General features: G+C 36.0%; 22 protein-coding genes. 1 reads left to right on the top strand and 21 read right to left on the bottom strand.

Features of this window, described 5'->3' with window-relative positions; translation table 11 throughout:
- Nucleotide 1 precedes the first annotated feature (1 nt).
- The 8 genes from QY331_02300 to QY331_02265 all read right to left on the bottom strand — a co-directional run bounded on the left by QY331_02300 (nt 2) and on the right by QY331_02265 (nt 5,440).
- Entirely contained in the window at nt 2–298 is a 297-nt protein-coding gene (locus QY331_02300; protein WKZ70085.1) for a metal-sulfur cluster assembly factor, read from the bottom strand.
- Nucleotides 299–310: 12 nt separating this feature from the next.
- The gene (locus QY331_02295) at nt 311–1,576 is read right to left on the bottom strand and encodes a hypothetical protein (GenBank protein ID WKZ70084.1); all 1,266 of its coding nucleotides are present in this window, start codon (nt 1,574–1,576) and stop codon (nt 311–313) included.
- A gap of 3 nt (nt 1,577–1,579) precedes the next feature.
- Nucleotides 1,580–2,398: a DUF2249 domain-containing protein gene (locus tag QY331_02290; GenBank protein ID WKZ70083.1), complete on the bottom strand. Its 819-nt coding sequence runs from the start codon at nt 2,396–2,398 to the stop codon at nt 1,580–1,582.
- Nucleotides 2,399–2,410: 12 nt separating this feature from the next.
- Nucleotides 2,411–2,644, bottom strand: a complete 234-nt coding sequence (locus tag QY331_02285) for a DUF2249 domain-containing protein (GenBank protein ID WKZ70082.1) — start codon at nt 2,642–2,644, stop codon at nt 2,411–2,413.
- Nucleotides 2,645–2,760: 116 nt separating this feature from the next.
- Nucleotides 2,761–3,453 (bottom strand): Crp/Fnr family transcriptional regulator, encoded by a 693-nt coding sequence (locus QY331_02280; protein WKZ70081.1) that lies wholly within the window; start codon nt 3,451–3,453, stop codon nt 2,761–2,763.
- 163 nt (nt 3,454–3,616) lie between these two features.
- Nucleotides 3,617–4,033, bottom strand: coding sequence for an Rrf2 family transcriptional regulator (locus tag QY331_02275; protein WKZ70080.1), 417 nt, complete (start codon nt 4,031–4,033; stop codon nt 3,617–3,619).
- Between the two features lie 19 nt (nt 4,034–4,052).
- On the bottom strand, nt 4,053–4,700 hold the full coding sequence (locus QY331_02270; protein WKZ70079.1) for a hemerythrin domain-containing protein: 648 nt from the start codon (nt 4,698–4,700) through the stop codon (nt 4,053–4,055).
- Nucleotides 4,697–5,440 carry a DUF542 domain-containing protein gene (locus QY331_02265; GenBank protein ID WKZ70078.1) on the bottom strand — a complete coding sequence of 248 codons (744 nt, stop codon included), beginning with the start codon at nt 5,438–5,440 and terminating at the stop codon, nt 4,697–4,699. The genes QY331_02270 and QY331_02265 overlap by 4 nt, the downstream gene beginning before the upstream one ends.
- Before the next feature lie 70 nt (nt 5,441–5,510).
- Between QY331_02265 and QY331_02260 the strand changes: the two genes are divergently transcribed.
- The gene (locus QY331_02260; protein WKZ70077.1) at nt 5,511–6,647 is read left to right on the top strand and encodes a tellurite resistance/C4-dicarboxylate transporter family protein; all 1,137 of its coding nucleotides are present in this window, start codon (nt 5,511–5,513) and stop codon (nt 6,645–6,647) included.
- Between the two features lie 70 nt (nt 6,648–6,717).
- On the opposite strand, the gene QY331_02255 is transcribed toward QY331_02260, so the two are convergent.
- The 13 genes from QY331_02255 to QY331_02195 all read right to left on the bottom strand — a co-directional run bounded on the left by QY331_02255 (nt 6,718) and on the right by QY331_02195 (nt 24,798).
- On the bottom strand, nt 6,718–8,208 hold the full coding sequence (locus QY331_02255; protein WKZ70076.1) for an MFS transporter: 1,491 nt from the start codon (nt 8,206–8,208) through the stop codon (nt 6,718–6,720).
- 114 nt (nt 8,209–8,322) lie between these two features.
- Nucleotides 8,323–9,051 (bottom strand): respiratory nitrate reductase subunit gamma, encoded by a 729-nt coding sequence (gene narI / locus QY331_02250; GenBank protein ID WKZ70075.1) that lies wholly within the window; start codon nt 9,049–9,051, stop codon nt 8,323–8,325.
- A 6-nt stretch (nt 9,052–9,057) separates the two neighbouring features.
- Nucleotides 9,058–9,732, bottom strand: coding sequence for a hypothetical protein (locus QY331_02245; protein WKZ70074.1), 675 nt, complete (start codon nt 9,730–9,732; stop codon nt 9,058–9,060).
- Nucleotides 9,733–11,286, bottom strand: a complete 1,554-nt coding sequence (gene narH / locus QY331_02240; protein ID WKZ70073.1) for a nitrate reductase subunit beta — start codon at nt 11,284–11,286, stop codon at nt 9,733–9,735.
- Nucleotides 11,287–11,415: 129 nt separating this feature from the next.
- On the bottom strand, nt 11,416–15,024 hold the full coding sequence (locus QY331_02235; protein ID WKZ70072.1) for a nitrate reductase subunit alpha: 3,609 nt from the start codon (nt 15,022–15,024) through the stop codon (nt 11,416–11,418).
- Between the two features lie 25 nt (nt 15,025–15,049).
- The gene (locus QY331_02230) at nt 15,050–15,874 is read right to left on the bottom strand and encodes a cytochrome c (GenBank protein ID WKZ70071.1); all 825 of its coding nucleotides are present in this window, start codon (nt 15,872–15,874) and stop codon (nt 15,050–15,052) included.
- Between the two features lie 317 nt (nt 15,875–16,191).
- Entirely contained in the window at nt 16,192–16,608 is a 417-nt protein-coding gene (locus tag QY331_02225) for a hypothetical protein (GenBank protein WKZ70070.1), read from the bottom strand.
- 72 nt (nt 16,609–16,680) lie between these two features.
- On the bottom strand, nt 16,681–17,442 hold the full coding sequence (gene ric, locus QY331_02220) for an iron-sulfur cluster repair di-iron protein (protein WKZ70069.1): 762 nt from the start codon (nt 17,440–17,442) through the stop codon (nt 16,681–16,683).
- A 416-nt stretch (nt 17,443–17,858) separates the two neighbouring features.
- A complete protein-coding gene (locus QY331_02215; GenBank protein WKZ70068.1) occupies nt 17,859–18,641 on the bottom strand; it encodes a T9SS type A sorting domain-containing protein in 783 nt (260 codons plus the stop codon).
- Between the two features lies 1 nt (nt 18,642).
- Nucleotides 18,643–20,178 (bottom strand): tail fiber domain-containing protein, encoded by a 1,536-nt coding sequence (locus QY331_02210; protein WKZ70067.1) that lies wholly within the window; start codon nt 20,176–20,178, stop codon nt 18,643–18,645.
- 29 nt (nt 20,179–20,207) lie between these two features.
- A complete protein-coding gene (locus tag QY331_02205; protein ID WKZ70066.1) occupies nt 20,208–21,764 on the bottom strand; it encodes a tail fiber domain-containing protein in 1,557 nt (518 codons plus the stop codon).
- Nucleotides 21,765–21,775: 11 nt separating this feature from the next.
- On the bottom strand, nt 21,776–23,320 hold the full coding sequence (locus QY331_02200; protein WKZ70065.1) for a tail fiber domain-containing protein: 1,545 nt from the start codon (nt 23,318–23,320) through the stop codon (nt 21,776–21,778).
- Between the two features lie 29 nt (nt 23,321–23,349).
- The gene (locus QY331_02195; GenBank protein WKZ70064.1) at nt 23,350–24,798 is read right to left on the bottom strand and encodes a tail fiber domain-containing protein; all 1,449 of its coding nucleotides are present in this window, start codon (nt 24,796–24,798) and stop codon (nt 23,350–23,352) included.
- Nucleotides 24,799–25,178 lie beyond the last annotated feature (380 nt).

The following is a 25,178-nucleotide window of genomic DNA, read 5'->3' as shown; positions in this document are numbered from 1 at the left end:
TTTAGTATCCTAACAATTCTTTAATTTCATTACTCATCATATCGGGCGTCCATTGCGGTTCCCAAACAAGATTGATTTTAACATCCATTACCGGGTCGAGTTGTTTTACAACTCTTTCCGCCCATTCCGTAATGCTGTCGTGCATTGGGCAGCCCGGTGTTGTTAGTGTCATTGTTATAATTACTTTTTTATCTTTTATATCTATACCGTAAACTAGACCCATATCAACAATATTAAAACCAACTTCGGGATCGATTACGCTTTTTAGTTTTTGACGAACTAGTTCTTCGGTAACCATCTTTTTTCCTTTCTATCTTCTAAGTACCGTTATCATATTAATCATAAACAGAATTGAAGCGGTGAAAAACAATATAAATGCAATTAATACCCCGATTTGAATATCGAGTATAAATGAAATAGTTAACACCGCCATACCGGAAAGCATAAGATAAAGTATTGAATAACCTACTTTTTCGCTGTACATATCTTTCAGCATAGGTACATTTTCCTTACCAGCTTTGCTGCTGTACTTATGATACCATCTTAGAAAAGGCAATATTTTATGAAGCTGCCCGATTATTAACATCGACAAGTAACCGAACACAATTAGGTACCCGTAGATTAAACTTAGGTTTCTTACATCACTTAAATTTCCAACCCCAGTGATAAGTCCGGTTAAAGTACTGATACCGAAAAAAATAAATGCCGCGACAGAAAGCTCGAGCCCCACATCGAGTTTTCTTCTTACCCTGTTCTTAAAAATCATGTAAACCTGGTAAAGAAATAAAAATATTCCTACAGCAATTAAGATTACAAAGAAGTAAAAGAAGATCGTAGTATTTTCGTAATGCATAGCCGTCGAAATTCCGAGCAGTCCTGTGTTAATTAAAACAAAAGCCCCTAAAGCAGATTTGGTAGAATATTTATGAGAAAGCGTAAACATAGGAATTAATTTATATGTAACTCCCATAACTACAAAGGAAACCCAGCCTACAAACGCAATGTGAGCGTGTAAATTCAAGTATTGCAAGTGATTAATTTTTATATACGGCGTATAAAGGTTTATACTTAAAAGCAAGCCGGCTACGGCAGTAACGATAAGATAGAACACGGCAGCCGCAAGATAGTAGCCTGTAATATTCCATTTCTTAACTCTTATAAATGTCATTATCATATTGAACGCAAAGATTAACATAGCAGCATTAAGAACAATTGCCGAGGGCATTATAAAATTCTTACTATCGAAAACCCAAAAACCATATACTAGTCCGGCAGCACCGATTAAATAAATCCAATACTGAATTTCGGCAAGAACTTCGCTGAATAGTTTAACCTCGAGTACAACCGGTACAAGCTGAAACAGTGCGCCGAAAATTATCATTGTTATCCAGCCCAGGGTAGCAATGTGTGTAAGTGCAAGTATTTTAGGTTGAAAATGATGACCGGTTATGGTTTCGTATTCCAGAAGTTGTAAAAATGTAAGAAGCACAAAAGCAAGAACCGCGGTTCCCATATATTTTATTACTATTTTAATAGGGGGCGAATACGAAGACGCTATGGAATTTGTGTTAATCATTTCTCATTTCTTTACAATAAATACCTTGTAATAATTTTCTTCAATTTTATTTGACTGCGCCCGGTATCCTCGTTCTTCAAGTTTGGGATAAAGCATCAACGGTTCGCGGTGATGATGTACAAGCAAAAGAGTATTTTCATCTACCCGCGGTAATGTTTCAAACACTTTCATCATTGGTTCCGGTGGAGGAAGCTCTCTTACATTTATTTCAATCACGTTTTCGTAACCCGATAAATTAATTGCGAACGTATCATCGATTTGATTTGCTTTATCTTCTTTTATACCATGCTCTTTACCGGTTTTATAAAAGTAAACTTTGAATGTGTTATCCACCTTTTCGGTAAAATGTTCAAATCCTTTGTTCCCGAGAACAGTGTATAACGGTAGAGGTTCGAATGAATTGATTAACAGAAATATTTCGTCATCGGCAATATTTTTTACAAAGTTCATTATTGTCGAGAGCGGGTCTTTTCCTTCATCGATAATAGGTCTTACATCAAGTTCTTTTATTTTCCCTCTTTCAGCGTTTATCAAGAATTCAGGTTTATTCGTTCCCAACTCTTCTTCTTGTTTAGGTCTGTTCATCATCTTTTCAAAATTATCCGGTAATTGGTTAATAGCCTTATTTAATTCAAACAAAAAGTTATACAAGTCAACGCCGCCAATTTTAGCGGCTTGTTCCACGGTAACCCGCCCCGCTAAAGCTTTCCGTAAAATTTTATTTTTTAATTTCGAAAAGTGCGGACTCGCTTTAATAAATATTTCGAGAGTATCGGGATACTGTTGTAAGACGTGAGATACCCTCATTTCTTTGGTAATCATTATAATTCACCCTTACGTTAACCCCTTTTTTGAAATATTAACCCGCCATACTTCGGGACCTTGTTCAACATATTCCCATCCGAACTGCTCCGGTCTTTCCGCTTGAAACTGGTAATAAAGCGGCATCGGGTCGTGATCGTTAATTAATTGAAATGTTTCGCCTGCATTTAATTCATCAAAGGTTTTGAAGATTGTCGGGTGTTTTTCTCTTGGTTGAACCGAACGAATATCAAGTTGATTTGGCATTTATACCTCCATTTTATTACAGTGCTTTTGAATTAATGGAAGCAATATAATGCGGATTGTTATCGCGTTCTTTGACTTAAGTCAGTTTATTACATTTTTATTGAAAAGGAATAAGTCTAATTGTCAGCAAGTTTTTTTAGCTCGGATAAATTATTAATAAATATTTTTTTGCCCTGTACCCGTATAATTTTTTCACTTTGAAGTTTATTTAAAGTTCTTGAAAATGTTTCGGTTATTGTACCTATGTAAGAGGCTATTACAGACTTAGGAGCAGCTAATTTTATGAAAGGTTCGGGCAGGTTTTCTGTTCCGCTTTTTTTCACTTCTTTTATTATATATTTTGCCAGCCTGTTAATTACTTCTTTTGATGAAAGGTCTTCAATTTGTTTGACTAACGACTTCATACGTTTTGCAAATCCCGCCAACATTTTAAGGGATATTTCCGGATTGTTCATTATAAGATTAATAAATTCTTCTTTCGGTATAAATAAAGCAATACTATCTTCAATTGCATCTGCGCTAACCGGGTAATTTTTACCTTCAAACAAAGGGATATCCGCGAATACATTGACAGGCTTAATAATATGAATCACTGTTTCTTTGCCTTCTTTGTTTAGGTCGTAGACTTTTACTATTCCTTTAAGCAGAATATAAAAGCCGCGGTAATAATCTCCGGCTCTGAATAAATTTTCGCCCTTTGAATATTTATGAATTGAACCTATTTCAGAAATTTCTCTTAACTGTTCAATAGAAAGTTCCGAAAAAACCGGGATAGATTTTAATGTCGATTTTTGATCTATTTTTTCCATCTGTATTTACGGGGTCGAGTGAGTTAAAAGAGTATAAGATAAATAAATTGTGGATTCTTTTAATAAACGATTTCAACTAAAGTCTGATTCACATGAGAGTAACCGTTTTTTCCATATCGTTGCTAAATAAAAAATCCACGAAAGATGAGTTGCTAAAGTATTTCTAAAACCTAAACCAACCTGAAGTGAGTAACTCTTTGACGCTATGATTATGTATAATATCGCAAAATTCATCTCTAACTTTATCCAACGAGTCATGCATTGGGCATTTTCCCCCAAATTTACATTCCTTAAAACCGAAAAGGCACAATTTTAAGTCCGCTGCTTTGTTAAGTTCAAAAATCACATCAATGATTCTTATATTCGCAGGATCTCTTGCTAAACGAAACCCGCCTCCTTTCCCTCTCTGAGAATAGATAATTCCGCTTTTAGTTAGTGATTGGAGCACTTTTGAAGTGAATTCTTTTGGAATATGTAAGGCATGGGAAATATCCTTCGAGGAACGAATTTCATTATCGTCAAATCTAGAGAGATAAAGTACCGCTTTTATACCGTATGTAATATTTTTCTGAAAAAACATAGTTAACCTTCCTTCAAATTCATTTTAATGCATCGAATTCATTCTTATCAAACAATTTCATAGCCTGGGAAAAGAGAATATTTTCTTCTCTGAAAATGTGCAGTTTCATAGTCTCGATAATTGCAATAGCTTGATCGAAAGCAGCTTCAAACGTTATCTCTTTTGAACGTTGATCCGGAAAACGAGAACCCAATCCCAAGAAGTTAAAAACAATAGCTGCAGCCTGTGCTACTTTTATATGTTCATCTTCCATAATACTTATTCCGGTTAGAGAAGAATCTTTCGAATTGTGCTCGCCTATCTCAATAAGTTTTTTGTTCAATAGAGGAAATAAATCTTTTTCTTCTTTTTGATTGTGCGCCGGAACTTTCTCATCAATAAACTCGAAGAAGTTTTTAAATTTTTCGTCTATTTCTTCATCAAACTGCCAATTGTTTTCACGCCATTTGATTAATGCTTCTTCAAATCCGCTCAAAACGTCGGAGAATGCGGTGTGTTCATCCGCAAGCTTTTTAAGAAACGGGTGAAGTTCTTCGTAAGGAACAGGTTCAATGTTTTGCGGATCAAAAGCATCGGGCGGATCGAATGGCGACATCTCTTCACCGGAATCTTTTTCAACAAATCTTCTTATCGGGTCGTCTTTTATACCTTTATTAATATTACTCATTTGGAATCCTCATTTAATATTTTTTCAAGTTCTATTACTTTTGGAAATAAAATATTATTTTCAAGATGAACATGTTGCTGCATATTTTCTTCAAATTCAATTAGCTTTCTGTATACTTTCTTACCTTCATCGCAAGCTAAATTATCTATCGAAAAATCTTGACTCGTCTTTCTTATTTGTTTAAGTATATTAGTTGTATTTTCATGTTCAAATTCCATTACACGAACAGGGTTTTTTATAATACCGAATTCTAACCGGTTAAGAGCCAGTTTATTCTCTACAGCAAAAGACAATTCTTTTATATACGGGAATAATTCTTCTTCTTCTTTGGTCAAATGACTTAATAGTTCATCAGCTATTTCTTCAAATAACGTTTTAATGGTTATAAATCTTTGATAATCCTTTTTGCATTTTTTAACCGATTTGTCAATATGCTCCGTAATTACAGCTACATTACTCTTAATATAATTATGATGGACACGGATTATAAAATCTGTTAGAAAACCTGTTGACCAATGCTTAAAATTAGAATTGTCAACCGGATTTGCTTGAATGATTTGATCGGTTAATTCATTTTTCAATTGTTCGAGAGAAATTTTATTAAAGATCGACACCTCTTCCAGAGTTTTATTTCCTCCACAATAAAAATCAATACCGTATTTTTTAAAAACTTTTGAAGTTGAATAATATTCTTTTACAATGTCTCTTATTTTACTTCTATTTTCTATTATTATGTTCATAACGATTCTTTTTGTTGTTTTATATACACAATAAATTTACCGGAACTTGCAATAAAAATTGTAATAACAATTGATAGTTGTTGTCGTTGCTGTTAAATTTCTTATCAATTCAAAAACTTTATCGAATAGATTGAAAAACATTCAAATAACAAGTTTTCTATCCCGCATCCCGAATCTTGCGAAGAAATTACATCCGGCATATTTCGCAATGGTGATGTCTACCGGAATAGTTTCCATCTCATGTTATCTACTCGAATTAAAAACAATTGCATACGTGTTATTCTGGTTAAACCTCTGGTTTTATATTTCATTGTGTTTTTTTTCATTACTACGAATTATTTATGATTTCAAGAAATATATTAGCGATCTCATAGATCATCAGCTTGGACCCGGATTTTTTACAATAGTAGCAGGGTCGTGCATTCTCGGCAGCCAGTTTGTAGTAATAAAGCAAGATTATTACACTGCATTTATATTTTGGTTGATCGGGATTATACTTTGGATTATACTCAACTATACAATTTTTACTGCTTTTACAGTAAAAGAAAATAAACCGACATTAGACAAAGGTATAACCGGTGCCTGGCTATTAGCGGTAGTTGCTACCCAATCAATTGCCGTATTAAGTGCACTTATAGCGGTAAAACTTGAGCAACCTTACAAATTGCAAATGAACTTCTTTGCTCTTTGCATGTGGCTTTGGGGTGGAATGTTGTATATTTGGATGATTTCGTTAATCTTTTACCGATATACTTTTTTCAGGTTTTCACCTGCCGACCTTTCACCGCCTTATTGGATCAATATGGGTGCAATGGCAATTTCTACTTTAGCCGGCTCTCTATTGATTCTAAGTATCGACCACGCTCCGTTTTTGGTTTCAATTCAACCCTTTCTGAAGGGGTTTACAATTTTTTACTGGGTAACAGGCACATGGTGGATTCCGATGTTATTTATTTTGGCGGTTTGGAGGCATGGTTATAAACGCTTTCCTTTAAAATACGATCCTTTATACTGGGGTGCTGTGTTTCCTTTGGGAATGTACACAGCCGGTACTTACCGCATGGCTGAAGCTATGGACATGAGTTTTTTAAACCAAATACCAGAATATTTTATATACATTGCTTTAGCTGCCTGGGGTTTAGCTTTTATAGGGTTTTTACGTTCCGTTTATAACCAGTTGACGGAGCTGCTTACCTACGAGAAATAAAACCGGTCTACTTTATCCACCATCTCATTTCTTAAAGTAACCGAACATAATTTCAAAGAACAATCAAACGTTAACCCGCTGATTCAAACTTGCTGATAAGTTCCGGTGATTTACTATTAAGCATTTTTGTAACAACCGAGTGGAACCAAGCAAAACATATTAAAGAAAGCAAGAGCATTAAAAACCAGCTTGAAGTCCATATCCCTGTAAAACTTAATGCATAACCGAAAACGATAGGGAAGAAAAATCCGCCAAGACCGCCGAGAACACCTACTGCACCGCCGACTACCCCGACTTCGTTAGGAAAATATTCGGGAATAAATTTATACACACCGCCCATCCCGATACCCCAGGCAACACCGATCAGAAAAACCAATCCCGAAAATATCCATACATTTGCCTGGAAAAATATTCTTGTTACTCCTCTTGCTACTAGTTCCTTTCTTTTTACTTCTTCGCCGGTTGAAACAACAGGTTCGTGCCAAGCTTCAATTCTGGGCAAAACCAGCATGTTTTTATCTTCATGATATGACTCTGCATCTTTTGGAGTCAGTTCCAGCCTTTCTCCTTCGATTTCGATATAATTTTCATTTACATCCGTTATTTCTCCACTCTGGTTTGCCGTTACCCCGTAACCGGGTGAATAAATTTCCATTCTGGGAAAGATTAAAAGAAACGACAAAATAATTGAAGCGCTGAAAACACCGTACATAACTCTTCTTGCGCCGAATTTATCCGCAAGCCATCCGCCGAGTGCACGAAATAAACCAGCCGGCATACTGAATAATGATGTTAAAAACCCGGCGGTAACTAAGGAAAGATAATAAGCGTTTACATAATAAGGTACCAGCCATTGAGAAAAAGCTACAAAACAACCGAATACAAGGAAATAATATAAGCCGAATCTCCAAAGACGTATATTTTTTAAAGGATGGAATAATTCCTTAAAAGATTTTGTTTTTTCGGGCAGCTTGTTCTTTGTAAAAAAAATGAAAAGGATTCCCATCAGAATTAAGACTGTCGCATATATTTGAGGTAGAATTCTCCAACCTTCTACGTGCGCACCGTTATCCGTCAGAAAATCTAAAAGACTTGGAGCAATAAGCGCAGTTAAAGCGGTACCGGCAGTACCCACTCCAAATATCCCAAGAGCTGTTCCCTGCTTGCTCTTTGGAAACCAAAGTGAAGTAAATGCTATACCGCTTGCAAAGCTTGCTCCGGTTAACCCAAAAAGAAAACTAAGCAGAGCAAATATTGTAAAGCTGTTTGCATAGGCTAATAAAAACAAAGGTATACTGCAGAAGAATAATATTGTACTGAAAACAATTTTTCCGCCGAATTTATCGGTTAACATCCCGATTGGGAATCTGAAAATTGAACCCGATAGGATCGGAATACCGAGAAGCCAGCCGACTTCTACACTGCTCCAATTAAATGTTCCGGTATCTACAAGAAATGTTACCAAAACACCGTTTATTGTCCACGCCGCAAAACAGATTGTAAATGCAAACGTATTCATAAACAATATTTGGTATGATTTACCGGTTGCTTTTTCTACCATACTTCTCTTATTCCGTGATTATTATTCATTTGTTACGATTATCGGTATAATCCGACAAGTAATTAACTTATCAAGTTGTATAAACGAAATATCTGTCTTATATAGTTCTTTCGTCTAATTATTTTTCGGTTTATGTATATTCCATTTCGTATGGGGATTTCGGATCTGTTTTCTATCCCAATACCAAATAACTTTTTGATAAGGTCGCCATAAATAACTAAGCGGATAGACGAGTAAATGTACAAGCCGGGTAAACGGAATTATTAGAAATATTACGAATGCGAGAATTATGTGTAGTTGAATGATGAATGGAAGCATAACAACTGCATCGATGTTCGGGCTAAATGTGAAAATTGATTTTAAGTAAGGCGAAAGAACAGTTGCGAACCAGGATGATCCCCATCTGAACCCGAAGGCAACCCAAAGTCCCAAGAATATTTCGGTGACTAATAATGCTTCTAAAAGAATGTCTATTAAACTTGTAACTTTTCTCAAACGTGCATCTGTTATCCGTCGATAGAATAAATTGATCAGTCCCAGTAACGTAACTACACCGCCGACAAATGCACTTACTTCAAGAATGATCAATCTTATTGGTTGTTGATTCCAAGCTAAAATTGAACTTGGGAAAAGAAAAGCAATTAAGTGTCCAAAAGCCAAAAATAATATTCCCCAATGAAACGGAACCGAACCCCAGTAAAGCTTCCTTGTTTCTAAAAATTGAGACGACAAGGAAGAAAATTTAAACTTCGTAGCCTTATACCTATAAATCGTTCCGACAAAAAACATCAACAAAGCGGCATAAGGCAGAGCGATAAAAAAAATTACATTGAAGGGAGTCATTTTAGTTTATCCTAATTTTTCTATTTCCAATTCTTTTGTGATTTGATTCGAAAAACTTTTGTCGTTGACCGGGATTCCGGTAATCTCCGAAAAATCTTCTTCGAGCATAACCAGCAATGTTTGAATAGTTCGGCGGTATATTAACCCGTAAGATTCATGCCTCTCTATTATCGTCCTATGATGTTTGTGATATACTTTACTCTTCTTTTCAATATGTTTTGAATCAAACTCGGATTCGATTTTTCTTAATGCCGGATATAAAATTAATGAGATTAGATCAGCAAGCAATTGTTCGTCTTCTAATTTTGCAAGTAATCTTAAAACATTTGGAAGATGATCGCTCAATTCATTCCCACAAACATTGCCTGCTTTCTTATGTTCGTTGTTAAGATTAACAAGCAATTCGCCTCTTTTATAATCATCACCGAAAAGAACGTAACCGAGATCAAGTGTTGTTAATGCCTGAACATCGAATGAACGTGTATAGATTTCTTCCCACGATTTTGGATCCGCAATTTTTGCAAACTTGGTAAAGTCATTAAACAATTTTGCCGCTTCGGGATAATTTGCATCCAAATACTGCTGTACGATTTCAATTTTATTTTTTAACGAATCACTTGGATAGGCGAACACATCCGAATAAATTTCATAGCCTTTGTAGAGATCTATCATGTTTAACATCTATAATCCTCTCTGAGGTGTCTCTTTGAAACCAAATCCTGTTGAACCTTTTGTATCGCCGGTAAAATCCATCATTTCGATCGCCTGCTCTCTGTGTGCCGGAGGAATATTAAATCTATCATCAAACTTGGCAAGCGAAGTTAAACGATAAATATCATCTGCAATTTCCGCGGTTAATTTTACTTCGTTCAAAGTATCATTTGTTAAACCGGCATCCACGTCACCAACTGTTACGTGTCTCCTATGGACTCTTACTGCAAGCTGTTTTTTGAGTACTTCGATTAACTTTTCTTCGCTGCCGGTTCCGAAAAGATTAGCCATATATTTAATCGGGAAGCGAGCCTGTTCAACTGTCTGCATAATTGTCTTTGAAGTTGTATCGTACCGGTGATTCTTATTCCAAAACTTTGCAATCGGATCGAGTTTTGCTCCTTGTTCGCTATCATCGGTTGTACCAAGAGATGCCATAACAGGCAACATCGGGGGGACATAGAAAAGCATCGGCAATGTTCGATATTCGGCGTGAAGTGGAAGGGCCAGTCCCCATTCTTTTACAAACTTATAAACCGGTGAGGTCTGAGCCGCTTTAATTGTTGAATCAGCAACACCGTTTTTCTTTGCGTTTTCAATCACATCATTATCAAATGGATCTAAAATTAAATCGAGCTGTGCATCGATCAATAAAGATTCCGGTACCGCCGCAGCTTCTTCAATTTTATCGGCATCGTAAAGCAGAACTCCGAGATAACGGATTCTTCCGACGCACGAATGCATACAAGCCGGCGCATGCCCGGCTTCCAAACGGGGATAACATAAAATACATTTTTCCGATTTACCGGTGTTCCAATTGTAATATGATTTTTTATACGGACAAGCAGAAACGCACATTCTCCATGCACGGCAGACTTTCTGGTTTATTAGCACAACCCCGTCTTCGCCTCTTTTATAAATTGCACCAGAGGGACACGAAGCAACACAAGCAGGATTCAAACAATGGTTGCAAATTCTCGGTAGATAGAACATCGCCATCTTTCCCAATTGAAACATTGCTTCCTGCTCGGCTTTACTAAGATTTTTTAGATTAGGATCGCGGCGTGCATATTCGGGCGTACCGCTCAGATCGTCATCCCAATTCGGTCCGCCTTTAATATCAATTGGTTTTCCGGTTACAAGCGAAACAGGTCTTGCAGTCGGTTGATCATCTCCCGCGGGTGATTCAATCAAATTAAGATATTTATAAGACCACGGTTCATAATAATCATCAAGCACCGGCAAGTATGGATTGTGAAATATATTCAGCAGTCCTTTGAATTTTCCAGAACCTTTCAATGAAATTTTACTTTGACCGTTTTTCTTCCAGCCACCTTTGTAAATTTCCTGATCTTCCCATTTAGTGGGATAGCCGGTTCCGGGTTTTGTTTCAACGTTATTCCACCACATATATTCGGCACCTTTTCTGTCAGTCCAAATATTTTTACAAGCTATTGAACAAGTGTGGCACCCGATACATTTATCGAGATGAAATACCATTGCTATTTGTGAGCGTACGTCCATAGTTTTTATTTTATCTATTATTATTGAATAATTACATTTACAAAACTCATCCCTGTACCCCCCTTCTCTTACAAAGAGAAGCGGCAAATAAAGGGGGTTAAGTTGTCTTCTCTTAAATATTTTGTATAACTAAAACACAACCTTACTCATCTTCTTAACTACAACGTGCGTATCACGGTTGGGTGCAGTCGGTCCCCAATAATTAAAGTGATACGAAAACTGACCGTAACCGCCTGCAAGCAGATTCGGTTTCAAGTGAGTACGTGTAACACTGTTATTTCCACCGGCTCTTTTATTTCCTCTTTCCGGCGATTTTGGGATTGTAATTGTCCTTTCAACGGTATGATAAACAATGCATACACCTTTAGGTATCCTACTACTGACTACAGCTCGCGTACAATAAACTCCGTTATCATTATAAACTTCAACCCAATCATTATCTCGTATTCCTAATTCATCGGCATCCTCTTCGCTCAACCAGCATGGTTCGCATCCCCTTGAAAGAGTGAGCATTCTTAAATTATCCATATAGGTTGAATGAATATGCCATTTACCGTGAGGAGTTAGACAATTGAGCGCTTTCGCATCTTTGTTTTTTAAAGTTTCTTTTAAGTCGCCGAATACTTCCGGTCTTGGTGATGGTTTATACGTAGGAAGATGTTCTCCAAATTTGATATACATTTCGTGATCGAGGTAGAAATGCTGCCTGCCGGTTAATGTTCTCCACGGTACTAATCTTTCAACATTATAAGTAAACGCTGAATAAGCTCTTCCATTATTCATTAAACCGGACCAAACAGGTGAAGTATTATATCTTCTGGGCTGAGCCTGAAGGTCTTTAAAATCCATTCTTACATCTTTACTTCCTTCAGCTAAATCAGATAAAACTAATCCGGATTTTTCTTCCATAAAATCATATGCACGTTTAGTTAACTCGCCGTTTGTTAGTGAAGAAAGATGAAGCACAGCGTTTGCCGCTGAAATTGCCTCTTTCAATGAAGGATAGACTTTTCCATCAATTTTCTCTTTCGGGAAATGGTTAGATGTTAACATATCATTATAAAAGTCTTCGCACTGATAATGATTGCCGTGAGCACCGAGACCCGATTTTTTAATATTATCACCAAGGGAAATAAATTTATCGTAAATTTTTGTGTAATCTCTTTCAACAACAGCAATCTTATGCATTGTTTTACCAGGGACAGCTTCACATTCGCCGGTGAACCAATCTTTCATTTCAGGCTGCGAGATTTCATCTGCGGAATCGTGAGAGAGAGGGGCTGTTATTATATCGGTCTGCGGTTGGTTGAAATGAGTTTTTGCTAGTTCGCTTGTTTTCTGTGCGACAGCTTTAAAAATTTCCCAATCCGATTTCGATTCCCAAACCGGCGCAATTGCTGCCGAGAGCGGATGAATGAACGAGTGCATATCGGTACTGTTTAAATCATCTTTTTCATACCAGGAAGCTGCTGGTAAAACTATATCTGAATACAAAGCGGATGAATCCATTCTGAAGTTTAAGTCAACAACTAAATCCATCTTACCAACAGGTGCAACATTGTGCCATTTTAATTCTTCGGTTTTCTCTTCGTTGTCTTTTGCGATAGTATTGTTGTGGGTTCCGAGATAATGCTTAAGTGCATATTCGTGTCCCTTCATACTACCGGATATTGCATTGCCGCGCCAGATGTACCAAACACGCGGGAAGTTTATTTCATTATCGGGATCTGCAATTGAATATTCCATTTCTCGATTTTTTAACTTCTCTAAAACAAATTTCTTTATTTCTTCGGGGTCTTTTGATCCAGCTTCCTTGCTTAACTCTAATGTGTTTTTATTGAATTGCGGATAGAAAGGCATCCAACCCATACGAACAGATTTGAAAATCAAATCACCCATATGTTTATTCGTCAGCTCGTTATCCGGACCCGTGCTGTATCTTGAAGTAAGTCCGTCATAACGGTACTGACATGTATTAATGTAATGCCAAATCGGAGTTTGTTGAAGCCTCCATGGACCGACCCAATCTTTAGCAAAAGCAATTGCGCCCCAAGAATCGGATGGAGCTAATTTTTCCTGTCCAACATAGTGATTCAATCCACCGCCGTTTTTACCTACGCATCCGGTTAACATTAATGCCATAATTCCTGCTCGATACATAAGGTTATTATGATACCAATGGTTTACACCCGCACCAATGATAATCATACACTTCCCTTCAGTCACCTCAGCGGTGTTTGCCCATTCTCTTGCATAACTAATAACAGTTTTAGAATCAATACCCGTGAATATCTCCTGCCAAGCAGGAGTGTATGCAGCATCTTTATCGGAATAATCAACCGGGTACTCGCCCTCCAAGTCCCGGCTGACACCATATTGAGCCATGGTTAAATCGTAAACTGTTGTTACGGCTATTGTTTTTCCATCATGTGTTTGAATATATTTTACTGGTACACCTCGTTGTCGTTTTTGATTCAAACCGTATTCGACAAATTCTACTTGTAAGATTTCGTCATTATTATCAATTAAAGTGAGTAAGGGATCAAACTTTGAATTGTCGGTTGAGTTTTCATACTTCATATTCCAACCGCCCTTTTCTTCATCCCATCTGTGTCCCATACTTCCTTTCGGGACGACCAGCTTGCCCGTCTCTGAATCAATGTTCAAAAACTTCCAATCACCGTTTGAAATATTATTGTATTCTTTAATTTGATTTGCTCGAACTAATCGATCCGGTTTATAAACTCCGTTTTCATTTTTTAATTCAACAAGATAGGGCGAGTCAGTGTATTTTTTAACATATTCAATAAAGTAGGTTGTTTTCTTTTTGTGATGAAACTCTTTTAGAATAACATGAGTAACCGCCATCCAAAAAGCGCCATCGCTTCCGGCGTGTAAAGGCACCCACTGATCTGCATATTTTGCTACTTGACTAAAATCAGGTGAAAATACTACTGCTTTAGTGCCGTTGTGACGAGATTCGGCAAAGAAGTGACAGTCAGGTGTGCGCGTCATATTCAAGTTGGCGCCCATCACGGCAATCATTTTTGAATTGTACCAGTCTGCACTTTCACAAACATCGGTCTGTTCACCCCAAATTTCGGGTGATGCATTCGGCAGATCGCAGTACCAATCATAAAAACTTAAGTTCACTCCTCCGAACAATTGAAGAAATCTGCTTCCGGCTGCATAACTTAACATCGACATTGCGGGAATAGGCGAGAAGCCAATTACTCTATCTGGTCCGTATTTTTTAGCCGTATAGATGTTTGCCGCAGAAATAATTTCGAGAACTTCATCCCACGAAGTTCTTCGGAATCCCCCTTTACCACGAGCTGTTTGGTATTCTTTCCTTTTCCCTTTGTTGTTCTGTAAATTTTCCCACGCTTTCAAAGGATCGCCGGTTTTTTCCTTTTCCTCTCTATAGGCATCAACCAATGCTCCTCTGATGAGAGGATATTTAATTCTAAGCGGACTGTACAAATACCACGAAAACGAAATTCCACGTTGACAGCCGCGCGGTTCGTAAGGGGGCAGGGTGCTTTCGAGTAAAGGATAATCTAATTGCTGTGTTTCCCAAACCACTATACCGTCTTTAACGTGAATCTGCCAAGAGCAACCACCGGTGCAGTTAACACCGTGAGTGCTTCTTACAATTCTATCGTGTTGAAAACGATTCCGGTAAAACTCCTCCCACTTTCTCGTATCGGGAGAAACGATGTCTTTAATCCAGCTCATAAATTCACTTATATTTTATTAAAAATTAACGACTGGGATGAACGCTGTATTTCTTTACTCTACGCCAATAAATCAGCAGCAAAAGGAAAGCTAAATTTATTCCAAAGATTAATAGAATTAATAGATTTATATCATATGCACCCGCTAAGGATTGATTAACACCTTTTTTATCTGCATCGTATAAAAAAGCTAGCAGGCTTTTTATTTCATCATCGGTAAGAGGTTTTTGGGAATAAGAATTTGTCATTGCAGGGAATGGTGGATTTCTGATTATACCGTCAACTCCGGCAGCGCTCAATCTTGAAAAAGCTTTTGTTAAATCCTTAGCCAACAGTCCGCCTCCGGTTACATTCGGTAAACTTACATTATGACAAGCAAGACAAGGAACCCCGCCGTTTGCAAATTGAGTTTTGCCTTCAAATAGGTTTTTCCCTTTATCTACATCCACATTCGAGACTAATGAAGCGTTAAAAATATCTTTGGGTGATTTTTTATTTGGATCGTTGGGGTCAGGGCTATTAATTGAGATGTAACTTAAAACCGCTTCTGTCTCACTACGATTAAGCGGTTGATCCGGCATAAGTATTTTATTGTTTTCTCTGTAAACTGCATTTGCGAGTGAATCACCTGAGTTAATAAGACTCTGAGATGATTGAATAAATTTAATTAGCCATTCGGTGTCTCTTCTTTCTGTAATACCGGCTAAATCAGGTCCTATTCTCTTTCCTTCACCTACAGTATGGCATGCAGTACATTTCTCGAAGAATAGCTTTTCACCGGGAGATTGTGCGATGATATTATGCAAAAATACAATACTAACCACCGCAAAAAGAAGAATGAATTTTCTCATATAAATTGCCCAAATAATATTTGATTTATATCTAATCGAAACAACAGTCTAAAAGCGATGGAATAATCAGAATTTTTATTCTGTTTTAATCTATTAGAATTATTATTTAGAAGCAAGTATTTTAAAAAATTATTTTCGGAAAATTATATCTGTTTTTATCAAGCTTATATTTTGGGAATTGCCATTGTTTTATTTACGCGGATAGCTAAATTGCCTCGGGGTATATTAATTCAATCCATTTACTACTATGAACAAACTATAGTTTAAAAAATTAACAACGAATCCATATTAAAGTAAAATTACATCTAAAGCTATAATTATTCAGTGATATCTACAGTTTCATCTTTCATAAATCTAATTAAAAGAAATGACAAGCTGGGCTTTGCAATTACATCGTGAGTTACATTCGCTTCAATCGTTATCATACTACCCTGGTTCAACTTTACTTTTTCGTTTTTATCTATGGCTAACTCTCCCTCACCGGAAGTACAGAAAATGACGATTGGCATTTTAACTGTATGGTCTCCCAAACTTTTACCGTTTGTCATTGTAATATGAGAAATCTTCCGTCGTGTGCCATCAAATAGATGTTCAATATTAAGTTCCTTTTCATCTTCTATGTTTTTTGAAAATTCTATTATTGTAAAACCACTTGTAGCTTCTTGAGCAGTATTTATTTGAATTAAGATTAAAAATATACTTAATGATAACAACGTAAATTTTAATTTGGGCATTTACACTCCTGAAATTATTTGATATCTATCAACACAGTTAATTTATTTGTTTACTTCATTGTTCTCTGATGTTTAAAATTTGCTTCTAGTCATTTTTATTAGGTGTTCTTCGAGCTGAATCGCTTTTGGAAATAGAATATTATTTTCTAAGTGAACATGAATATGTAAATCCTTTGTAAATTCTTCTAATTCTTTATAGGTCAACCTAAAGGTTTCGCAAGCATCTGCAGGCGGAGTGAAGTTGTTTGTTAACTCTTTGATTTCTTCCATTATCGCTCCAGCGTTGGTGTGTCCAGCCTCCATCTTTTCAATAGGATTTTTGACAGTCTTAAAGCCATGCATCTTCGGCTTTTCACTAATTTCATCACAATCAACCAAATAACGGATTACATGGAATAGAATCCTTTCCTCTTTATTAATGTGGATAATCATTTCCTCGGCAACCTCATCAAAAAGTTTTTTTACTTGTTTTAATTCTGAGTATTTACCGCCATGTTTTGAGGTAATTTTTTCTAAGTGAGGTATAATCTGCGGAAGCACGGTTCGAACATAGGAATGGTGATTATTCATGATATATGTGATTAGGAATTTTAAGTTCCAGTTCTCAAAATGATTCTCTTTCGCTTCGGTAGAATTCAGAACAGAATTTAGTTCTGTAAGTAATTCTTCCAGACTTATATTCTTTTCAGAACATGCATCTTTAATTGGTCTATTCCCCTTGCAGCAAAAATTAATACCGTATTTCTCAAACACAAGTGCCGTCTTTATGTTTGCAGTGAGTATGTCTTTTATAATCAGTTGATTAGATTCGTCAAAAGATATATCTGTTAACATTCTTAACCTCTTTTCATCAAAAGGATTTTAATTTTTGTTATTGTTAAAATTTTTCTGCTCCTTCTAACTGAGATTAATTCCAGATTCTATTCAATTTAAAGCAAAGAAAAAGTATGTTACACTCTCTTTATAAAAGATCAAAAAAATCTGAAATTGGAATGGGCAGACAAAAAACAGAATTATTTTTCTGATTTAATATATTGATAAAAAGACATCTTGTCAACCTATTGCAGTAAGAGCTTTGTAGTTGTGTATTGTGGGTTCAGTCTATTCAACTTGATAAAGAGAACACTTCAAAAAATATCAAGATCCTAAAAGTTCATGAGGTAGTATAAAAATAATTAAAAAGAGGAACGTAAGTTCCTCTTAGTTTTATAATCTATGAGTGAGATTTTCATTAATATCTCAATTACATTCTACTTGACCAAAATTAATTTTTTCACACTCATGTACTCATTAAAATCCAATTTATAAAAGTAAATACCACTTGATAAGTCACTGCCATTAAATATTACATGGTGAATGCCTGCATTTTTTACTTCGTTTACTAATGTTGAAATTTCCCTACCAAGTGTATCATAGATTTTTATTTTTACAAGTCCGCTATTAGGCAAGGAATATTTTATCGCAGTACTTGGGTTAAAAGGATTTGGGAAATTTTGCTCTAATGCAAATTCATAGATCATTTCATCTTCAAGTGAAGTAATGTTTGTTAAATCAACAGTAACTGTCTTGGAATAAGCAAACTGTCCATCATTATCAATCTGTTTTAGTCTATAACTTACCTCGTCGGAATTCGGTAATTCTAAATCAGTAAATTCATAATGCCTTGGTGAGTTGGTTGTTCCATTCCCTTGAACAAATCCAATATTAATCCATTTTACTTCTGAATTCTGACTACTGGCCTCTGACTTCTGCACGTCAAACCCATAGTTGTTCACTTCCGTGGCCGTTTCCCATTTTAATAAAACTGTATTCGCTTGCACCTCCCCTGTAAAACTAATTAATTCCACAGGCAAAGGTCCATTATTAAAGGTTCCACCTCCACTATAAGAACCATTTACTGTAATTAGATCAGCACTGACATCCGAACCAGTTCCGACTTCAATATTAGTACCCGAATCATAAACTATACTACTCTGGGCATAAATAAATGAAGTCATCAGCAATGCTAAAGTGATTATTAATTTAATTTTCATTTTACTTACCTAAAGTTAGTTTAGAGGTCTCATTGTTATTTAATTTAAGAGAAGCAATTTCACTGGCAAGCATTTCTTGAATTTGCTCAAACTTTGATAATTTTTCTTTTAGTTTAATGTTCTCTTTTTTAAGCTCATCAATCCCTTCCTTAGTAATGGAGCTAAATTTCATATTCTCCTTTTTTAATTCTTCATTCTCAAGTTTCAACTCTTGAATCGCTTTAATCATTGGAGAAAGTAAATCATTGTAGCGGAGATGATAATAACCATCATCATCAATTGTGAGCATACCGGTGTTTTCGATCTTGAATTCTTTTAATACTTTTTCAAGTTCCTGAGCAATTAAGCCGAATTCGGTTTTTTGTTTTTCGTTATTATTTCTTGTGTAAATAACCGGATTAAGTTTTGAAATAAATTCCAGTCCGAGAGGAGTCTTTTGAATATTATCTTTCCATCTTCTGTCGGAGGTTACAGTCCATGCAACCTGCACGCCGGCATACGTAATAGAAGTATTTCCAATTCTTACCTGGTTGCTTCCTGGTGCAGAGGGTGCCTGTGCAAGAAAACCTATCAATACATTATTATTACCAGATGTAATATTACCTGAATTATACCCGATGAAGGTATTATTGCTTCCTGTACAGCTTTGACCTGCACCAGTTCCCACCGCAGTATTTTCTTCTCCGGTTAAGTTACTGTTTAGTGCTTGATACCCCATTGCGGTATTCCTTACTCCACTAGTATTGGCCTGTAGCGAGAAAGCACCAATCGATGTGTTGGTTAATCCGTCCGAATTAGAGGCCAGGGAATAATAACCTAAGGCGGTATTATAGTTTCCGGTAGTATTGCTGCTTAAGCTATTATATCCAACTGCAGCATTATAGCTCCCAGATGCAATACTTAAGGCCTCATTCCCAATAGCAACATTGTAGGTGCCTCCATTTTTCAGTGAATTAACACCTAAAGCTGTATTATTACTGCCGTTTGAAGCTGACATTGAGTAGTATCCAATTGCCGTGTTATTGTGGCCGGTTGTATTGGTCCTTAATGAGTAATTTCCAATTGCTGTATTTTGAATTCCGGTTGAATTAGCTCTTAATGAAAAATATCCTATTCCCGTATTGTAATCTCCGCTTGTATTTGCTGCTAAGGAAAAATATCCTAGTGATGTGTTCTCATCTCCGGTAGAGTTAATGTTTAATGATGTGTTTCCTACACCAGTATTATTTGTTCCTGTCATAGTGAAATTACCTGAATAATTTCCCATGAATAAATTGTTTGTTCCATAATTATGTAAAAAGTTTACCCCTTCCTTTGAAATTAAGCCGGTTGTTGAATTGGAAGTATTTTTAATATCCAAAATCTTTTGTACTGTAATTTTACCATCGGATTGATCTATTGTTAATAAATTATCAGTAGCATCTTTTATTGTAAACAAACCATTTGCTCCGAGTGTATTTGTAATATTTTGGGCTTGAATATTATTTAAAACAAATAAAAAAAGTAAAAATGATAAGTATTGATTTATGCTTTGCATAAAGATTCCTTTAGTGTGTTAATTTGATTTCATTTTCTTGCTGTTAAAATTTCGATTTTGTCGAGTTCTTCACCGTTAAACCTTGCTGTTAGAATCTTCAATTTGTTCTCATATTCTGAAAGCCGGTCAACCATGTAATTGAAGTCATTATTATGTTGATTCCTTAAATCAGCAATTTGTTTTTCGCTTTTCATTCTTAGCTCTTCACACCTCATACCTAATTCTTGAATCGCTTTAATCATTGGAGAAAGTAAATCATTGTAGCGGAGATGATAATAACCATCATCATCAATTGTGAGCATACCTGGGTTTTCAATGTTGAACTCTTTTAATACCTCTTCAAGTTCTTGAGCAATTAAACCGAATTCGGTTCTCTGTTTTTCATCATTGTTTCTTGTGTAAATAACTGGATTCAGCTTAGAAATAAATTCCAGTCCGAGTGGAGAAGATTGAATATTTTCCTTCCATCTCTTATCGGAGGTAACAGTCCATGCAACCTGCACGCCGGCATAAGTAATAGAAGTATTTCCAATTCTAATCTGGTTACTGGAAGATCCAGATGGCACTTGAGCATCATACCCTATTGCTATGTTGTTGGAGCCTGTGGTGATTAAGGATCCCGCATCATATCCTAACGCCGAATTTCTTACACCGGTTGTGTTGTTAAGCAGAGCCTGATACCCAATAGCGGAAATATGACTGCCATCGGTGCTGTGGTAAAGTGTAAAATATCCTAATGCTGTATTATACACGCACTCATCATTAGTGTAAAGTGATTTATATCCTATAGCCGAATTGCTCTCCCCTGCAGTGTGAGAATAAAGTGAACCAAATCCGAATGCTGAATTATTATGCCCTTGATAGTTGCTTTGTAAAGTGTATGCCCCAAAAGTTGAGTTTTCATATCCTGATGTGCCGCTGGAGTATTGCGAATTATAGCCAAATACTGAGTTATTATAACCTTTATTGTTATAATGTGAATTTACCCCGAATGCTGAATTATCGCTGTTTGTAATTTGGGAATAAAGCGAACGGTATCCAAAAGCTGAATTATTATCACCGTAAGTATTAGAATATAGCGATGTGCTTCCGAATGCTGAATTGTTAAGTCCCTCGGTATTATAATACATTGAAGCATACCCGTGAGCTGAATTATAATAGCCATCGATTGTGGAATAAAGTGAACCGCCTCCCAGTGCGGAATTGTGACTTCCATCAGTTAGGGATAAAAGAGAATTTGCTCCAACTCCTGTGTTGTAACTTCCACCGGTGGCTGATAGCCCCTCGATGGAAAAATTTCCCGAGTTAACGCCAATAAAAGTATTATTACCATCCGTAAATTCATCATAATATGTATGAAGAAATCTGTTTGCACCCTTGAATATTGAGCTTTGCTGAATATTTGGCGTTAGATAATTTAATTCAATTATGCCACTTGGTTGCCTAACATAAAAGAAAGTAGTCGAATTATCCGATATCGCGAAAACTCCGTTCGACCCAAGTGTGTTTGTAATGTTCTGGGATTGAATATTAATTCCAGCTAAAATAACAAATAAAAACCCCAAGTTTAGAATCCTTTTATTCATTTTTTTCCCTTTCATTTACTTGCTGTTTTTATTTTTACAGTCATCTCATTCTCAGAGAATTTCGTGATTAACATGTTCAATTCACTTTCGGAATGATTTAAACGTTCAATTAAAAATGCAATTTCACTATGATGTTTATTTGTTAATTCCGCTATCTGTTCCTCGTTTTTTCTTTTCAATTCTTCATTTTTCACCCGTAATTCCTGCATTGCTTTAATCATTGGAGAAATCAAATCGTTGTAGCGGAGATGGTAATAGCCGTCATTGTCAATTGAGAGCATACCTGCGTTTTCGATGTTGAATTCTTTCAATACTTCTTCAAGCTCTTGCGCAATTAAGCCGAATTCGGTTCTCTGTTTTTCATCGTTGTTCCTTGTGTAAATAACCGGATTCAGCTTAGAAATAAATTCCAGCCCAAGTGGAGAAGATTGAATATTTTCCTTCCATCTCTTATCGGAAGTGACAGTCCATGCAACCTGCACGCCGGCATACGTAATAGAAGTATCTCCAATTCTAATCTGGTTGCTTGCAGTAGCATCAGGTACTTCTGCGGAATTTCCGATACCAATATTATTACTTCCGGTAGTCACATTGCCCAGCGCATAATACCCCATGGCTGAATTATTGTTGCCTGTAGTGTTTTGGTTTAGAGCATAAGATCCGAATGCTGAATTATAATTGCCTGTAGAGTTTGAATAAAGCGAACTAGCCCCGCTTGCTGAATTGTTATTTCCTTCAGTATTGATAGCAAGAGCTAAATATCCGATAGCAGTGTTATAGTCGCCGATGGTATTGTTTTCTAGAGATCTATTTCCAAAAGCTGAATTCCTGTAACCAGTGGTATTATTAGTTAGTGAAGCATTTCCGAATGCTGAATTTTCATAACCGGTAGTGTTGTCGTTTAGTGAATAATATCCAAATGCTGAGTTATCATAACCTGTGTTGTTTGAATAAAGGGAATTTTTTCCAAAAGCTGAGTTATTGCTGCTTGTATTATAATAAAGAGAGTTATGTCCGAAAGCTGAATTATTTGAACCTGTTGTATTGGTGTAGAGTGCGGCTCTTCCAAATGCTGAATTATAATTGCCCGTGGTATTATAATAAAGTGAAGCAAATCCAAAAGCTGAATTCTCATCACCCGTTGTGTTTGCATTTAATGAACCGCCTCCGAATGCTGAATTATCGGCACCCGAGGTTAATGACGATAGAGAATTTGCACCAACACCGGTGTTGTAACTGGCATCCCACGAAGTACCCCCCATCGAAAAATTACCTGAATTTATACCCAGGAAAGTATTATAACCGGCAGTTCCGCCTCCATAATAAGTATGCAGGAATCTACTCGATCCTTTAAATATTGTACCATGCTGACTTCCTGCAGAAGAAGGTAAAGTTATTGTACCGTCTAATTGGCTTATCGAAAAGAAAGTACTTGTGTTATCTTTTATTGTAAAAGTTCCGTTTGCACCAAGTGTATTTATAATGTTCTGAGCATAAATATTATTAATAAAAGACAAAACAAATAAGAATGACAAAAAGTGAATTATGTTTTTCATAGTTATTCCTTTAACTTATTATTTTGAGTTTATTTGCTAACAGTGCTGAATTCGGTATTGTCATTTTCTTCACTGTAAAACTTTGCTGTTAGAATATTCAATTTGTTCTCATATTCTGAAAGCCGGTTAATCAAGGCTGTTATTTCTGATTGGTATTCTTTTTTCAAATTTTCATTCTCCTTTTTTAATTCAGCAATCTGATTTTTATTCTCAAATTTTTCTTTTTGGAGTCCTTCGGACAATTCTTGAATCGCTTTAATCATTGGAGAAAGTAAATCATTGTAGCGGAGATGATAATAACCATCATCATCAATTGTGAGCATACCTGGGTTTTCAATGTTGAACTCTTTTAATACCTCTTCAAGTTCTTGAGCAATTAAACCGAATTCGCTTTTCTGTTTTTCATCGTTGTTTCTTGTGTAAGAAACGGGATTTAGTTTAGAAATAAATTCCAGTCCAAGTGGAGAAGATTGAATATTTTCCTTCCATCTTTTATCGGAGGTTACAGTCCACGCAACTTGAACGCCGGCATAAGTAATAGAAGTATTTCCAATTCGCACTTGATTATTAAAACCTGCATTTGGAACTTGAGCACCATTTCCGATAGCTGTATTATTGCTGCCGGTAATTAACGAACCAGCTCCATTTCCAATTGCAGTATTATTGTTTCCATTTACGTTTTGTGCAAGAGCACTTAAGCCTACGGCCGTATTATAATCTCCAGTAGTATTTGCAGATAACGCTCCTCTTCCAAAAGCTGAATTACTGATTCCCAAAGTATTAGCATATAAGGCAGACTCTCCAAAGGCTGAATTTGAACTACCATCAGTATTTGAATAAAGTGAATTATAACCGAATGCACTGTTTACATCACCTGTTGTGTTTGAATACATTGAATAATATCCGAAAGAAGAATTGACCAAGCCGGAAGTATTTGAATATAGAGCGGACATTCCAAAAGCTGAGTTACCTTCTCCGTCTGAATTTGTTCTAAGCGAGAAACTTCCCACAGAAGTATTATCAAATCCAACTGAATTAGCACGCAATGCAAATTGTCCAATCGATGTGTTGTTATATCCTGTAGTATTGGCGGCGAGTGAAAAATAACCAGTGGATGTGTTTTGATATCCGGTTGTGTTTATTCCGAGAGAATTACTTCCAATTGCAACATTCTTACTACCTGTTAAAGAAAAATTCCCTGAATAATTTCCAATAAAAATATTGTTTGTACCATATGTATGAAGGAAATTAACTCCTTCTCTAGATATTAAGCCGGTTGTTGAATTGGAAGTATTTTTAATATCCAAAATCTTTTGTACTGTAATTTTACCATCGGATTGATCTATTGTTAAAAAATTGCTGGTAGCATCTTTTACCGTAAACAGTCCATTTGTTCCTAGTGTATTTGTAATGTTTTGAGAGAAAACAGCGGTATTTGAAACAACTAAAAACAGCACGACCAATAATGTTTTTTTCATACAACACCTAATGAATATTTGTGAATAATTTGTTTGTTTAAGAGCAACTAGCTGATCAATACATCAAGCTTTTATCTACATCGATACAATTCTAATCTTACTTGCTAATTAGATATAGCAATTCCACAAAAACAGAATTTTTTTTCTGATTAACTTTTATTCTTGTTTTACCTGCTAAATTATTACTAAAATTATTGGATTATAAATCAACAATAAAACTTGCCAAGAGGCTTGGACAAGTGAAAGCCGGAAAAGGAATGTTTTAAATCATACGAAGTATCTCTTATAAGGAATCTAAATAAAAATTTTTTAACTGTAAATAGGCTGCCGAGTATTATTTTCACATTAAACTTACTCTTGTCTTATAGCACAAGATTTTT

Source organism: Melioribacteraceae bacterium (genome assembly GCA_030584085.1).
Classification (GTDB): Bacteria; Bacteroidota; Ignavibacteria; order Ignavibacteriales; family Melioribacteraceae; genus SURF-28.
This window is presented reverse-complemented; position numbering and strand designations above follow the sequence as displayed.

What these genes read in the sequence shown, in the direction of transcription:
- QY331_02300 (WKZ70085.1), bottom strand. Translation starts at nt 298, where the DNA reads ATGGTTACCGAAGAACTAGTTCGTCAAAAACTAAAAAGCGTAATCGAT.
- QY331_02295 (WKZ70084.1), bottom strand. Translation starts at nt 1,576, where the DNA reads ATGATTAACACAAATTCCATAGCGTCTTCGTATTCGCCCCCTATTAAA.
- QY331_02290 (WKZ70083.1), bottom strand. Translation starts at nt 2,398, where the DNA reads ATGATTACCAAAGAAATGAGGGTATCTCACGTCTTACAACAGTATCCC.
- QY331_02285 (WKZ70082.1), bottom strand. Translation starts at nt 2,644, where the DNA reads ATGCCAAATCAACTTGATATTCGTTCGGTTCAACCAAGAGAAAAACAC.
- QY331_02280 (WKZ70081.1), bottom strand. Translation starts at nt 3,453, where the DNA reads ATGGAAAAAATAGATCAAAAATCGACATTAAAATCTATCCCGGTTTTT.
- QY331_02275 (WKZ70080.1), bottom strand. Translation starts at nt 4,033, where the DNA reads ATGTTTTTTCAGAAAAATATTACATACGGTATAAAAGCGGTACTTTAT.
- QY331_02270 (WKZ70079.1), bottom strand. Translation starts at nt 4,700, where the DNA reads ATGAGTAATATTAATAAAGGTATAAAAGACGACCCGATAAGAAGATTT.
- QY331_02265 (WKZ70078.1), bottom strand. Translation starts at nt 5,440, where the DNA reads ATGAACATAATAATAGAAAATAGAAGTAAAATAAGAGACATTGTAAAA.
- QY331_02255 (WKZ70076.1), bottom strand. Translation starts at nt 8,208, where the DNA reads ATGGTAGAAAAAGCAACCGGTAAATCATACCAAATATTGTTTATGAAT.
- narI (WKZ70075.1), bottom strand. Translation starts at nt 9,051, where the DNA reads ATGACTCCCTTCAATGTAATTTTTTTTATCGCTCTGCCTTATGCCGCT.
- QY331_02245 (WKZ70074.1), bottom strand. Translation starts at nt 9,732, where the DNA reads ATGTTAAACATGATAGATCTCTACAAAGGCTATGAAATTTATTCGGAT.
- narH (WKZ70073.1), bottom strand. Translation starts at nt 11,286, where the DNA reads ATGGACGTACGCTCACAAATAGCAATGGTATTTCATCTCGATAAATGT.
- QY331_02235 (WKZ70072.1), bottom strand. Translation starts at nt 15,024, where the DNA reads ATGAGCTGGATTAAAGACATCGTTTCTCCCGATACGAGAAAGTGGGAG.
- QY331_02230 (WKZ70071.1), bottom strand. Translation starts at nt 15,874, where the DNA reads ATGAGAAAATTCATTCTTCTTTTTGCGGTGGTTAGTATTGTATTTTTG.
- QY331_02225 (WKZ70070.1), bottom strand. Translation starts at nt 16,608, where the DNA reads ATGCCCAAATTAAAATTTACGTTGTTATCATTAAGTATATTTTTAATC.
- ric (WKZ70069.1), bottom strand. Translation starts at nt 17,442, where the DNA reads ATGTTAACAGATATATCTTTTGACGAATCTAATCAACTGATTATAAAA.
- QY331_02215 (WKZ70068.1), bottom strand. Translation starts at nt 18,641, where the DNA reads ATGAAAATTAAATTAATAATCACTTTAGCATTGCTGATGACTTCATTT.
- QY331_02210 (WKZ70067.1), bottom strand. Translation starts at nt 20,178, where the DNA reads ATGCAAAGCATAAATCAATACTTATCATTTTTACTTTTTTTATTTGTT.
- QY331_02205 (WKZ70066.1), bottom strand. Translation starts at nt 21,764, where the DNA reads ATGAATAAAAGGATTCTAAACTTGGGGTTTTTATTTGTTATTTTAGCT.
- QY331_02200 (WKZ70065.1), bottom strand. Translation starts at nt 23,320, where the DNA reads ATGAAAAACATAATTCACTTTTTGTCATTCTTATTTGTTTTGTCTTTT.
- QY331_02195 (WKZ70064.1), bottom strand. Translation starts at nt 24,798, where the DNA reads ATGAAAAAAACATTATTGGTCGTGCTGTTTTTAGTTGTTTCAAATACC.